The organism is Cryobacterium frigoriphilum, assembly GCF_004403305.1.
In the GTDB taxonomy this organism is placed as follows: domain Bacteria; phylum Actinomycetota; class Actinomycetes; order Actinomycetales; family Microbacteriaceae; genus Cryobacterium; species Cryobacterium frigoriphilum.
The window spans coordinates 1-11,925 of record NZ_SOHE01000089.1; the positions used below are offsets into that span (position 1 = coordinate 1).

At 66.9% G+C, this 11,925-nt stretch carries 13 protein-coding genes; 1 reads left to right on the forward strand and 12 read right to left on the reverse strand.

Annotation, left to right across the window (positions count from 1 at the left end; translation table 11 throughout):
- Positions 1–11: 11 nt before the first annotated feature.
- The 10 genes from pheT to infC form a co-directional block, all read right to left on the reverse strand.
- Entirely contained in the window at positions 12–2,546 is a 2,535-nt protein-coding gene (gene pheT / locus E3T55_RS19525) for a phenylalanine--tRNA ligase subunit beta (protein WP_134521221.1), read from the reverse strand.
- Positions 2,546–3,613 (reverse strand): phenylalanine--tRNA ligase subunit alpha, encoded by a 1,068-nt coding sequence (gene pheS, locus E3T55_RS19530; protein WP_241993166.1) that lies wholly within the window; start codon positions 3,611–3,613, stop codon positions 2,546–2,548. Before pheS ends, pheT begins: the two co-directional genes overlap by 1 nt.
- Before the next feature lie 58 nt (positions 3,614–3,671).
- Positions 3,672–4,598: an amino acid ABC transporter permease gene (locus E3T55_RS19535; RefSeq protein WP_134521225.1), complete on the reverse strand. Its 927-nt coding sequence runs from the start codon at positions 4,596–4,598 to the stop codon at positions 3,672–3,674.
- Positions 4,595–5,242: an amino acid ABC transporter permease gene (locus tag E3T55_RS19540; protein ID WP_134521227.1), complete on the reverse strand. Its 648-nt coding sequence runs from the start codon at positions 5,240–5,242 to the stop codon at positions 4,595–4,597. Before E3T55_RS19540 ends, E3T55_RS19535 begins: the two co-directional genes overlap by 4 nt.
- A gap of 107 nt (positions 5,243–5,349) precedes the next feature.
- Positions 5,350–6,213, reverse strand: coding sequence for a glutamate ABC transporter substrate-binding protein (locus E3T55_RS19545; protein ID WP_134521229.1), 864 nt, complete (start codon positions 6,211–6,213; stop codon positions 5,350–5,352).
- Positions 6,214–6,293: 80 nt separating this feature from the next.
- Positions 6,294–7,082: an amino acid ABC transporter ATP-binding protein gene (locus E3T55_RS19550; protein WP_134521231.1), complete on the reverse strand. Its 789-nt coding sequence runs from the start codon at positions 7,080–7,082 to the stop codon at positions 6,294–6,296.
- A 133-nt stretch (positions 7,083–7,215) separates the two neighbouring features.
- The gene (locus tag E3T55_RS19555; RefSeq protein ID WP_134521233.1) at positions 7,216–8,016 is read right to left on the reverse strand and encodes a TrmH family RNA methyltransferase; all 801 of its coding nucleotides are present in this window, start codon (positions 8,014–8,016) and stop codon (positions 7,216–7,218) included.
- Positions 8,017–8,102: 86 nt separating this feature from the next.
- Complete coding sequence (gene rplT, locus E3T55_RS19560) at positions 8,103–8,495, reverse strand: 50S ribosomal protein L20 (RefSeq protein ID WP_134521235.1); 393 nt, start codon at positions 8,493–8,495, stop codon at positions 8,103–8,105.
- A gap of 33 nt (positions 8,496–8,528) precedes the next feature.
- Positions 8,529–8,723 (reverse strand): 50S ribosomal protein L35, encoded by a 195-nt coding sequence (gene rpmI / locus E3T55_RS19565; RefSeq protein ID WP_134521236.1) that lies wholly within the window; start codon positions 8,721–8,723, stop codon positions 8,529–8,531.
- The gene (gene infC, locus E3T55_RS19570) at positions 8,716–9,342 is read right to left on the reverse strand and encodes a translation initiation factor IF-3 (RefSeq protein ID WP_134521238.1); all 627 of its coding nucleotides are present in this window, start codon (positions 9,340–9,342) and stop codon (positions 8,716–8,718) included. Before infC ends, rpmI begins: the two co-directional genes overlap by 8 nt.
- Before the next feature lie 265 nt (positions 9,343–9,607).
- On the opposite strand from infC, the gene E3T55_RS19575 reads away from it, so the two are divergent.
- Positions 9,608–10,033 (forward strand): DUF1844 domain-containing protein, encoded by a 426-nt coding sequence (locus tag E3T55_RS19575; protein ID WP_134521240.1) that lies wholly within the window; start codon positions 9,608–9,610, stop codon positions 10,031–10,033.
- 221 nt (positions 10,034–10,254) lie between these two features.
- On the opposite strand, the gene E3T55_RS19580 is transcribed toward E3T55_RS19575, so the two are convergent.
- Entirely contained in the window at positions 10,255–11,043 is a 789-nt protein-coding gene (locus tag E3T55_RS19580; protein WP_134521242.1) for a DNA-formamidopyrimidine glycosylase family protein, read from the reverse strand.
- Positions 11,044–11,067: 24 nt separating this feature from the next.
- Positions 11,068–11,925 (reverse strand): Lhr family helicase (locus E3T55_RS20410; RefSeq protein WP_420898021.1); only part of this gene is annotated, 858 nt, incomplete at its 5' end.

Below are 11,925 nucleotides of genomic sequence, written 5' to 3' on the forward strand. Positions count from 1 at the left end.
CGCCCCACCGCTCACTCGCGCAGGGTCGCCCCGAACGCCGCGCCCGCCGCGGCGACGCCGGCCAGCCGGGCATCGCTCGCCTCGGCCGCCGTCAGGGTGCGGTCCGTCGCACGGAACCGCAGCGCGAAGGTCAGCGACTTCTGTCCCGGCAAAACGCCGGCGCCGCGGTAGTCGTCGACGAGCTCGATGCTCTCGAGCAGCGCTCCGGCGCCCGCGACGACGGATGCCTTCAGCTCGGCGGCAGACACCTCCGCGGCGACCACGAGCGACAGGTCCTGCGTTGCCGCGGGCATGGTGCCGATCGGGTGCACGGTCAGCTCCCGTTCGGCGTGATCGAGCACCACGCTCAGGTCGATCTCGGCGACCGCGACCACGGCCGGCAGGTCGAACGACTTGGCGACGGCGGGCAGCAGCTCGCCGGCGAATCCGACCGACCGAGGGCCGGCATCCGTCGACACGAACAGCTCTGCCGTGCGGCCCGGGTGCATGGCCTGATGCGCCCCCTGGCGCACCTCGATGCGTACCCCGGTCGCGAGTGCGACCTGCTGCGCGGCGGCGAGGGCATCCTGCCAGGTGGCGGGCACGGCCGGCTGGCCGGGCTGGTGCCGAACGGTGTTGCCCACGATGACGACGCCGACGCGATACGGCTGCGGCGGGATGCCGTCGTTGAGCGCCGCGATGGCCTCAAGACTGGGGAGCGCTCCGCCGGCCGGAAGCACCGCAGTGCCGTAGCTGGCCCCGGCTTCGGGCCGGAACACGAGGCCCTGCTCGTAGATGGCGAGGTCGATGATGCCGCGCGAGCGGTTGCGGTGGGCGATCTGCAGCAGCCCGGGCAGCATCGAGGTGCGCAGGAACGGCGCCTCCCCGTCCATCGGGTTCTTCAGGCGAATCTCCGCAACGGAGCCGGCGGCAGCCGCCCCGAACAGAGCGTTCACGCCCTTGCCCACGAACGGATAGGTCAGCACCTCGGTGTGTCCGGTCGCCGCAAGGGTCTGGGCGACCGTGCGGCGTAGGCGCTGCGAGGTGGTGAGTCCGCGGCCTGGCGGCGCGATCGGCAGCACCGAGGGAATGCGGTCGTAGCCCACGATGCGGGCAACCTCCTCCGCGAGCGTCCACTTGTCGGTCAGGTCGGGCCGCCAGGTCGGCGGGGTCGCGACCAGGTCGCCATCCGCTTCGACCAGCAGGGCGCCGATCTCGGTGAGCGCGTGCCGCACCTCCTCAGCCGTGTACGCGAGGCCGATCAGGCCAGAGACGAAACCGACGGGCAGCACGATCGGTGTCGGCGCTGGCGCGTTGTGGTGTACCGAGCCGAGGTCGTCGGGTGTTCCGCCGGCGAGCTCGACGAGCAGCTCGACCACGCGCGCCGCAGCCGCGGCGGCAACAGCGGGGTCGACGCCGCGCTCGAAGCGACGGCTGGCCTCGCTCGGCAGCTTGTGCCGGCGGGCGCTGCGGGCGATCGACACGGAGTCGAAGTTCGCGGCCTCGATCAGCACATTGGAGCTCGCGCTGTCAATCTCGGTCGACGCCCCACCCATCACACCGGCCAGGCCGATCGGCCCGGATTCGTCGGTGATCAGCAGGTCTTCACCGTTCAGGGTGCGGGTGACGGCGTCGAGCGTCACGATCTTCTCACCCGGCTGGGCCCGGCGCACCAGGATGCCGCCGCTGAGCTTGTCGAGGTCATAAGCGTGAATCGGCTGGCCCAGTTCGACCATCACGTAGTTGGTCACGTCGACGATGAGCGAAATCGAGCGGATGCCGGCCAGCCCCAGGCGGGCGACCATCCAGGCCGGAGTCGGCCGGGTCGGGTCGATGCCGCGCACCGCGCGGGTGACGAACACGCTCACACCGAGGCGGTCGCGCACAGGAGCCCGGTCGTCGATGACAACGGGAAACTCGACGTGCGGGGCGACCGGGGTCACCCGGTGCGCGGGGTCGCGGAAGGCTGCGCCGGTGGAGTGCGAGTACTCGCGGGCGACGCCGCGAATCGAGAAGGCGTAACCGCGGTCGGGCGTGACGTTGATCTCCACGGCGGAGTCGTCGAGGCCGAGCAGCGCGATCGCGTCGGTGCCGACGGGCGCGTCGAGGCCGAGGTCGGCCAGACGCAGGATGCCGTCGTGTTCGTCGCCGAGTCCGAGCTCTCGCGCTGAGGCGATCATGCCGTCGGACGTGTGGCCGTAGGTCTTGCGGGCGGCGATCGGGAACGGGCCGGGCAGCACCGCGCCGGGCAGGGTCACGACGACCTTGTCTCCGACGAGAAAGTTGTGGGCACCGCAGACAATGCCGTGCACGGCAGGGCCGCCGTCGGCGGCCAGCTCGTCGCCGGGCGCCACGCGTACCTGGCACCAGTTGATGGTCTTGCCGTTGGTCTGCGGTTCTCCGACGAATTCGAGCACCTCGCCGACCACGATGGGTCCGGAGAGCTCGAAGCGGTGGATGTCTTCCTCTTCGAGGCCGACCTTCACGAGGGCGGCGTGCACGTCTTCGGGCGTGGTGCCGGGGGCCAGGTCGACGTACTCGCCCAGCCAGCTCAGTGGAACCCGCATCAGACGTTCATCCCGAACTGCTGGCTGAACCGAACGTCGCCTTCGACCATGTCGTGCATATCCTTTACATCATTGCGAAACATCAGGGCGCGATCGGCGCCGACACCGAACGCGAACCCGGAGTAGATCTCCGGGTCGATTCCGGCCGAACGAAGCACGTTGGGGTGCACCATGCCGCAGCCGCCCCACTCGATCCAGCGAGCGCCATCTTTGAAGGTCGGGTGCCAGACATCGAGCTCGGCGCTCGGCTCGGTGAAGGGAAAGTAGTTCGGGCGCAGGCGCACCTTCGCTTCGGGCCCGAACAGCGCCTGCACGAAGTGGTCGAGCGTGCCGCGCAGGTGCGCCATGGTGAGGCCCTTGTCGATGGCGATGCCCTCGATCTGGTGGAACACCGGGGTATGCGTCGCGTCGAGCTCGTCGGTGCGGTACACGCGCCCGGGGCCCACGACGTAGACGGGCAGCTCACGCGAGAGCAGCGCGCGCAGCTGCACGGGCGAGGTCTGCGTGCGCAAGACGAGGTGGGCATCCGTCGGTTCAACGAAGAAGGTGTCCTGCATCGCGCGTGCCGGGTGGTCCTCATCGAAGTTGAGGCCGTCGAAGTTGAACCATTCGCTCTCGAGCTCCGGCCCTTCGGCGACCTCCCAGCCCATCGCCACGAAGACGTCGGCGGCACGCTCCATCAGCACGGAGATCGGATGCCGCGCCCCGGCCGTCCAGGTCGACGCCGCCGCGGTGACGTCCACGGCTTCGGCGGCGAGCTGGGCGGTGGCCTCTGCCGCGCCGATCTCGGACTCGCGCGCGGTCAGCGCCTGCGTGACGCGGCCGCGGGCCTGGCCGACGAGCTTGCCGGCGGCTGCCTTCTGGTCGTTCGGCACGCTGCGCATCAGGGCGTTGAGCTTGGCGAGCGGGGAGGACTCCCCCGCGTGCTCGGTTCTCACGGCCTTGAGGGCGACACTGGTCTCGGCGGCAGAAATGGCGGTGAGTGCCGCGGTGACCGCGGCGCTCACCGCCGATTCAGAAATTGCCGGTTCAGAAGTTGTGGTGGGGTTTTCAGTGGGAGCAGACACAAGGCCCAAGTTTAGCGGGCTTCGTCGTGGTGGCTGCCCGGTGGCTATGGCGGCCCGGTTACGATGGCTGACCGGTCGACTGGGCGCCGAGAGCATTCGAGTAGACGAGGTTCGGGTCGCCCGGCTTGGTCGGCCCGTCGCGCTTCTCCGTAGGTGTGACCCCGCCGCTCTTCGAGCCGGTGCGGCGCGCGATGACGCGGGCCAGCCAGGACAGTGAGAGGTTCATCGCCAGGTAGATCACCAGCACGACGAAGAAGAACGAGAACTGGTACCGGTTGCCGAAGAACTGAGAGAGGTTGTAGTTACCGCTGCGGAGCAGTTCGTTGTACCCCACGACGAAGGCGAGCGAGGTGTCCTTGAGCAGCACGACGAGCTGCGCGATGATGATCGGCAGCATCTGGCGGAATGCCTGCGGAAACTCGATGCGGAAACGGGTGGCGACCGGTGTCAGGCCGATGGCGAGACCGGCTTCACGCTGACCGCTGGGGAGCGCCTTGATGCCGGCGCGCAGGGCCTCACCGATGATCGCACCGTTGTAGACGGCCAGGGCGCTGACGCCTGCCCAGAACGACCCGGTGGAGAACACCAGGAGGATGAAGAGCATCATCAGCAGCACGGGCATGCCGCGGAAGAATTCGAGCACGACCGTCGTTGGGACGCGCACCCACGCGCTGTCCGCGGCGCGGCCGAACGAGAAGAGGATGCCGATAATCAGGGCGAAGACCGCGGCGACGGCGGCCATCCGCAGGGTATTGAGGGCACCGATCCCGAGGGTACGCCAGACCTGCACATCGTTGAAGACATCCCACCGGGAAGCATCCCAGAGGCCCGGCTGCACGGCGCCGTTGGCGCTCTCCTTGGGCAGGCCGAGCACCACGACGAGGGCGACGATGCCGCCGGCGATGAGCACGATGCCCAGGATCGAAATCACGCGCGAGCGCGCACGCGCCTTGGGGCCGGGAACGTCATACAGTACGGAGGTCATCGGAGTACCGCCACCTTCTTTTCGATCCGGCCGGCGATCAGGCCGAGCGGAATGGTGATGATGAGGTAGAACACGGCGACCCCGAGCAGGATGGCGATGACCGCGTCACCGCGATCGTTGGTGACCTGGCGGGCGGCCCCAAAGAGTTCGAAGACGAAGAAGGCTCCGGCGACCGAGGTGTTCTTGGCGAGGGCGATGAAGACGTTGATCAGCGGCGGGATGACCATCCGCAGCGCCTGCGGCATCACGATGAAGGACAGCGTCTGGCCAAAGGTGAGTCCGATGCTTCGGGCGGCCTCGGCCTGGCCGACATGCACACCATTGACACCCGAACGCAACGCCTCGGCGACGAACGGGGAGGTGTATACCGTCAGGCCGATCGCGGCCAGCTGAAAGTAACCCGGGCTGAACTGCAGGTACGGCAGCAGGTAAGCGCAAAAGAACAGCACGAGGGTAAGCGGAGTGTTGCGCACGATCTCGGTGTACACCGTTGCGAAGGCACGGAATGACCCCACGGGCGAGATCCGCATCGCGGCGATAACGATGCCGAGGATGAATGCGCCGATTCCGGCGAGGGCGAGGAGGCCCAGGGTGTTCCGGAAGCCTTCCAGGAACGTTGGCAGGTTGTCGATGACTGCGTCCACAACTCACCTCCTCTTCTTAGGTCTGTCTAACTGTGATCTGGCGGGGATACTCACCAGGATGGCCCGTCCGAACTCGAACGGGCCATCCCGGCTTGTTGCGGTGTCGACTAGTAGCGGTCGACGGCCGGGGGCTCGGGGGTGTCGAGAACCTTGCCGGCGGTGGACTCCCAGGCGTCAACCCAGGTGCCATCTTCATAGGACTCTTCGAGCACGTCGTTGATGAAGTCACGGAACTCGGTGTCTTCCAGCGCGAGGCCGATGCCGTAGGGCTCTTCGGTGAACGGGTTGTTGACGACCTCGAACTCACCCTCGTTCTGGTCGGCGATGCCGGCGAGGATCACGTTGTCCGTGGTGACGGCAACGACCTCGCCGCTGCGCAGCGGGCCGAGGCAGTTCGAGTACGTGTCGGTGGCGCGGATGTCCGTCGTGTAGGCCGCGATGTTCTTCTCAGACGTCGAGCCGCTCACCGTGCACACGGGCTGGTCGGTGAGGTCTTCCGGGCCGGTGATGTCGGTGTTCCCGGCGAGAACGAGCAGGTCCTGTCCGGCGGAGTAGTACGGCCCGGCGAAGGACACGACCTCCTTGCGGGTGTCGTTGATCGTGTAGGTGGCGACGACGAGGTCCACCTGACCGTTCTGGATGAACGGCTCGCGGTTCGCCGATACGGTCTCGGTCCAGGTGATGCCGGAGGCCGGGATGCCCAGCTTGGCGGCGATCAGCTTGCCAATTTCGACGTCGAACCCAACGGGGTCTCCGGTGCCCTTCAGCCCGAAGAGCGGCTGGTCGAACTTGGTGCCGATGGTGATCTCGCCGGCTTCGGCGAGATCGGCCATCGTGGTACCCGCTGCGAACTCGGGGGCTTCCTCGACGGGCACAGCGTCAGTGGATGCGCCCGAATCGGTGCAACCGCTGAGCACGAGTGCGCTCGCGAGGGCAAGGGCCGAAATTGCGAGGCCTTTTTTGAGTCTCATGTGTCTGCTCCTGATTGCTGTGAGGTGCTATGGACGGTCTCGTTCACTGAATAGTGCACGAGAGTTCTAGGGAAAAAGCTCTAGTGGGCCAGAATCTTCGAGAGGAAGTCTTTCGCTCTCGTGCTCTGCGGGTTGGTGAAGAACTCCTCGGGGGTGGTCTCCTCAACGATCTCGCCCTCGGCCATGAAGATCACGCGGTCCGCGGCCTTGCGGGCGAAGCCCATCTCGTGGGTCACGACGATCATGGTCATGCCGTCGTTGGCCAGGTCGACCATGACCTCGAGAACCTCGTTGATCATCTCGGGGTCGAGCGCGCTCGTGGGCTCGTCGAGCAGAATCAGCTTCGGTTCCATCGCGAGCGCACGGGCGATCGCGACGCGCTGCTGCTGGCCGCCGGAGAGCTGGGCCGGCATCTTCTTGGCCTGGTTGGCCACGCCGACGCGTTCGAGCAGGGCCATGGCCTTCTTCTCCGCGGCGGCCTTCGACAGGCCGCGCACCTTGATGGGGCCCAGCGTGACGTTCTCGAGCACCGTCTTGTGCGCGAACAGGTTGAAGGCCTGAAACACCATGCCGACGTCGGCACGCAGGGTGGCGAGGGCTCGGCCCTCGGCCGGCAGCTTCACACCGTCGATGGTGATCACGCCGTCGTCGATGGTCTCGAGGCGGTTGATGGCCCGGCAGAGGGTGGACTTGCCCGACCCACTCGGCCCGATGACCACGACCACCTCGCCACGGTTGACCGTGGCGTTGATGTTCTTGAGAACGTGCAGTTCTCCGTAGTGCTTGTTGATGTCTTTCACGACTACCAGGGGTTCGCCACGACGGACCGTGATATTCGAGGTGGCCGGCGTCGGGTCTATTGGCTCCATCCCCCCAACTTAGGCGCAATTGAAACGTTTGGTGCACCGACTCCCCGACGGTAACCCATTCGTAACAGTGGGCACACGTGTGGCCCACCCGATTTTCGGGTGGGCCACAGAAATTACGCCGGTCGAACGGGGTTTAGCTGCGCTGCGCGAAGGCACTTTCGTACAGGCAGACGGATGCCGCGGTGGCCAGATTCATGGATTCCGCGTGCCCGTAGATCGGCACCTTGACGGCCCGGTCGACACCCTTGAGGTTCTCGTCCGTGAGGCCGCGGGCCTCGTTGCCAAACAGCCACGCGGTCGGGGCGAGCAGCAGGCCGCTCGTGCGGGCCTCGAGCAGGTCGTCACCCTTCACGTCGGCGGCGAGCAGCTGCAGCCCGGCGGCCTTGGCGCGCGAGAGCACGTCGTCGAGGTCCGCCGCGATCGCGACGGGCAGGTGAAAGATCGAGCCGGTCGAGGAGCGGATGACCTTGGGGTTGTACAGGTCGACGCTGCGTCCGGTGAGAATCACGGCGTCGGCGCCCGCGGCATCCGCTGCCCGAATAATGGTGCCCGCGTTGCCGGGGTCGCGTACCTCTTCCAGGATCGCGACGAGCTTCGGGCCGGCGGCGAAGATCTTCTTGACGCTGGTGGGGAACTGGTGGCAGACGGCGACGAAGCCCTGCGGGGTGACCGTGTCGGCCATCGCGTCGAGAACCTCTTCGGAGACGAACTCCACCTCGACGCCGGCGTCTATTGCAGCAGCGGCGATGTCGGTGTAGCGATCGAGGGCCGTGGGAGTGGCGTACAGCTCCACGACGAGTTCGGGGCGGAAGGTGAGGGCCTCGGAGACGGCCTGCGGGCCTTCGAGAAGGAACAGTCCCATCTCGAGACGCGCATCGCGTTTCGCAAGCTTTGCGACGGCGCGAACGCGCGGGGAACGTGGGTTATCAAGCATAAGTCCAGCTTAACGCACAGAAAAGGAGCGGGCATAAAGCAGCCCGCTCCTCTTCATGGTCAGTCGCGCGGTGGCGGCTGGTACAACTACGCTGCAGCGACAACCTTCGGAGCCGACGTGTCGGCGGGAAGGGAAGCCTTGGCCGCCTCGACGAGGGCCGAGAACGTCGCGGCGTCGTTGACCGCAAGGTCAGCGAGGATACGACGGTCAACCTCGATGCCAGCCAGGCCGAGGCCCTGGATCAGGCGGTTGTACGTGAGGCCGTTCGAACGGGACGCAGCGTTGATCCGCTGGATCCACAGGCGACGGAAGTCACCCTTGCGGGCGCGGCGGTCACGGTAGCTGTAGGTGAAGGAGTGAGTGAGCTGCTCCTTCGCCTTGGTGACCAGGCGTGAACGCTGTCCGCGGTAACCCTTGGCGCGTTCGAGAATAACGCGACGACTCTTGTGGGCGTTTACAGCCCTCTTTACTCTTGCCATTTTTCTACAGAATCCTTTAGTGTGTGTGAGCCGTTACAGGCCGAGAAGCTTCTTGACGGTCTTGGTGTCGGCCTTCGAAAGGACCTGGTCGTGGTTCAAGCGGGACTTGCGCTGCGTGCTCTTGACCTCGAGGTTGTGTCGAAGCCCAGCCTGCTGCTTCATGATTTTGCCGCTGCCGGTGACCTTGAAACGCTTCTTGGTCCCGGAGTGGGTCTTCATCTTAGGCATCTTTATCCTCCAGTTTCGCTGCCTTATCGGCAACCTTGTCTGCCTTGTCGGCAACCTTTTCTGCCTTGTCAGCAGCCTTATGTGCGTTGATCTCGGCCTTGGCCTCTGACTTGTTCTTCAGAGGGCCAATCACCATGACCATGTTTCGTCCGTCGATGGTCGGAGTCGATTCCACGGAACCGTACTCGCTGACATCCTCGGCAAATTTCTGGAGCAGGCGCACGCCCTGATCGGGGCGAGACTGCTCACGACCGCGGAACAAGATCATGGCTTTGACCTTGTCGCCGGACTTCAAAAAGCCTTCGGCGCGTTTGCGCTTGGTCTCGTAGTCGTGGGTATCAATCTTGAGGCGAAAGCGAACCTCTTTCAGGATCGTGTTCGCCTGGTTGCGCCTGGCCTCTTTGGCCTTCTGCGCAGCCTCGTACTTGAACTTGCCGTAGTCCATGATCTTGGCCACGGGCGGCTTGGCTTCGGGGGCGACTTCGACGAGGTCGAGGTCGGCGTCCTGAGCCAGTCGCAGGGCAACATCAATTGCCACGACCCCGACCTGCTCGCCGTTGGGACCAACGAGACGAACTTCGGGGACGCGGATACGGTCATTTGTACGGGGATCGCTGATGCGTCTCTCCTCTTCCTATGCTTCTGGGCCACACTCAGGCGACGGATGCCGACTGGGGACGAAGAGAGGAAAATCACGCACATTCACACAGACCTAATTGTCTGCATTTCATACACGGCACCCTAGCTGCCTGGCTTCGTGTGAAGCCCGGCGGAGTGCGAACTACCCGGTAACCTTTATGAAGCGGTCAAGCGCGGGTGGGAGATTCTCCACTTTCGTACGAGACTTTCATCTCGGACCCGGACGAGTCTAACAGAGGAATGCAGTGACGAATAGCACAGACCAAGACACGGCCGCTCAGGCCGCCGCCGAGACAGTCGCGGCCGCTGCCGCCTACGACGCGTCGGAGGCCGAGCAGGCCTCCCGCACGGCGCAGGCTACCCGCGACATCGCCGATGTCTCCGCGGTCGAGATCATCACGACCGCCGCCGTACACCTGATGAGCGCCGCCGCCGTGAAGTGCGGCCTGGCCGACGACCCGGCCGCCCAGATCGACCTCGACGAGGCGCGCAAACTGATCACCGGCCTGGCCGGCCTGGTCACGGCATCCGCCCCCGACATCTCGGACATGCACGCCCGCAGCCTGCGTGACGGCCTGCGTTCGCTGCAGCTCGCGTTCCGCGAGGCGTCGGCGATTCAGGACCCGATCGGCGAAGGCCCCGGCGAGAAGTACACCGGCCCGGTCAACTAGCCGTTCCCCGAGTTCGCTGTCGATAGGTGACAGCTGTGACGCCGCGACCCCTCCATAGACGGGTCCCGCGTTCACAGCTGTCACGTATCGACAGACCCGGCTGCGTTCCGCCCCGCTGGCACTCGCGCCACCGAGCCGTTCGACCCGAGTCGCGGACTTCGCACCCTCGCGGGCTGTGCGAAGGTGCGAAGTCCGCGACTGAGCCCACTCGGCGGGCCGGGTCAGGTCTGGCAGCGCGGGCACCAGAAGCTGTTGCGCTGCTCGAGCTCATTGCGGCCGATGGTGCCGCGGCGAATCGGAGTTCCGCAGCGCCGGCAGGGTTGGCCGGCGCGGCCGTAGACCCAGAGCTGCTGGCCGCGCCGGGTGTTGCCGGTCGTGGTGCGCTCCAACCGATCGACGTTGGCGAGCAGCAGGCGACGGGCCAGCGTGACGAGGGCGGCGGCATCCGTCACCTCGGTCATCGGCCGGGTCGGCAGCAGCCCGCGCAGAAAGCACAGTTCGTTCACGTAGACGTTGCCGAGCCCGGCGAGGTTGCTCTGCCGCGCGAGGGCGACCGCGACGGGGCTGCCGGCATCGGCCGCGAGGCGCGCGGCGGCCTCTGCGGCGGCGACGGATGTCCACCCCGACCCGAGCAGATCGGGCCCCAGATACCCCACCACGGTTTCTTCGGCGTGGGTGGGCACGATCTCAAGGATGCCCAGCTCGAAGCCCACGGCGACCCAGTCGGCCGTCTCGAGCACGATGCGGGCCTGGAAAGCGGGCCGCTGCCAGCGTGACCCGTGCCGGTAGCGGTGCCAGCTGCCCTCCATCTTGAGGTGCGAGTGAATGGTGCTCTCCCCCGCGCGAAGCAGCAGGTGTTTGCCGCGGCTGATGACCCCGAGCACGGTCTGGCCGGTCAGGTCGACGGTGGCAAACTCTGGAACCCGCACATCACAGCGGGTGAGCACGGCTCCGGCCAGTGCCTCATTGAGCGCCCGCGCTTCGCGGAAGACGGTGTCGCCCTCAGGCACACTGCACCTCAGGCACACTGCACCTCAGGCACGCAGGCCTTTCGGGGTCTCGGTGAATCCGGCGCTCTGCAGCGCCCGCCCGAAGGGGGTACCGATGATGAAGAGCCCGTTGACGGTCTCAACGGCGAGTTTGGCGACCCGGCGATCCCGCACCAGGCCGAAGAGGGCACCGGCCGCCGCGCTCAAGTCGGGGGTCGGTTCGACGATGCGGCGTGACCCGCCACGCGTTCCCGGGCCGGGCTGCTCCTCCGGTTCGGCGGTCGGCCCACCCGCTTCGGCGGGGGCCGCGCCGTCCCAGGCCAGCACGGTCTTTCCGCCGCGCTCCACGTAGAGCACCAGCGCCCCGTCGACGAGAACGACGATGGCGCCGGCCTTGCGGCCGGGGCGGTGGGTGACGCCGGGGGGCAGTTCGGGCCACGGCAGCACCGAACCGTAGGCGTTAGCGGGGTCGGTGGCGGCGAGGGTGGAGACCTGCCGGGGTGCGGCATCCGCTGCCCGGCCCGATTCGGCGCGGGAATCAGAGCCGATGCCGGCGTCGACCAGCCCGCGCAGCCGGTCGATGGTGCCGCCGGTCGCGAACTGGGCGGCGCCGAGGCCCTCCACGAAGTAGCCGCGGCGGCAGCGGCCCATCTCTTCGAAACCGCTCAGGGTGCGGTAGACCAGAGCGAAGCCGCCGGTGACGTTTTCGGCCATCACCGGGCCGCGAGTGACGACGCCGTAGCGTTCGAGCAGGGTCTCGCCGAGAGCGTGCGCGCGGCGGGTCGGGGAATCGTCGGCGACCGGCACGATCGACCAGCGGCCGGCGACGGTCGGCGGTCCGCCGCGGTTGGGCAGGCTGGGGCGGGGCAGCGAACGGCCCGCGTGCAGGCGCGCCCGCGGGGC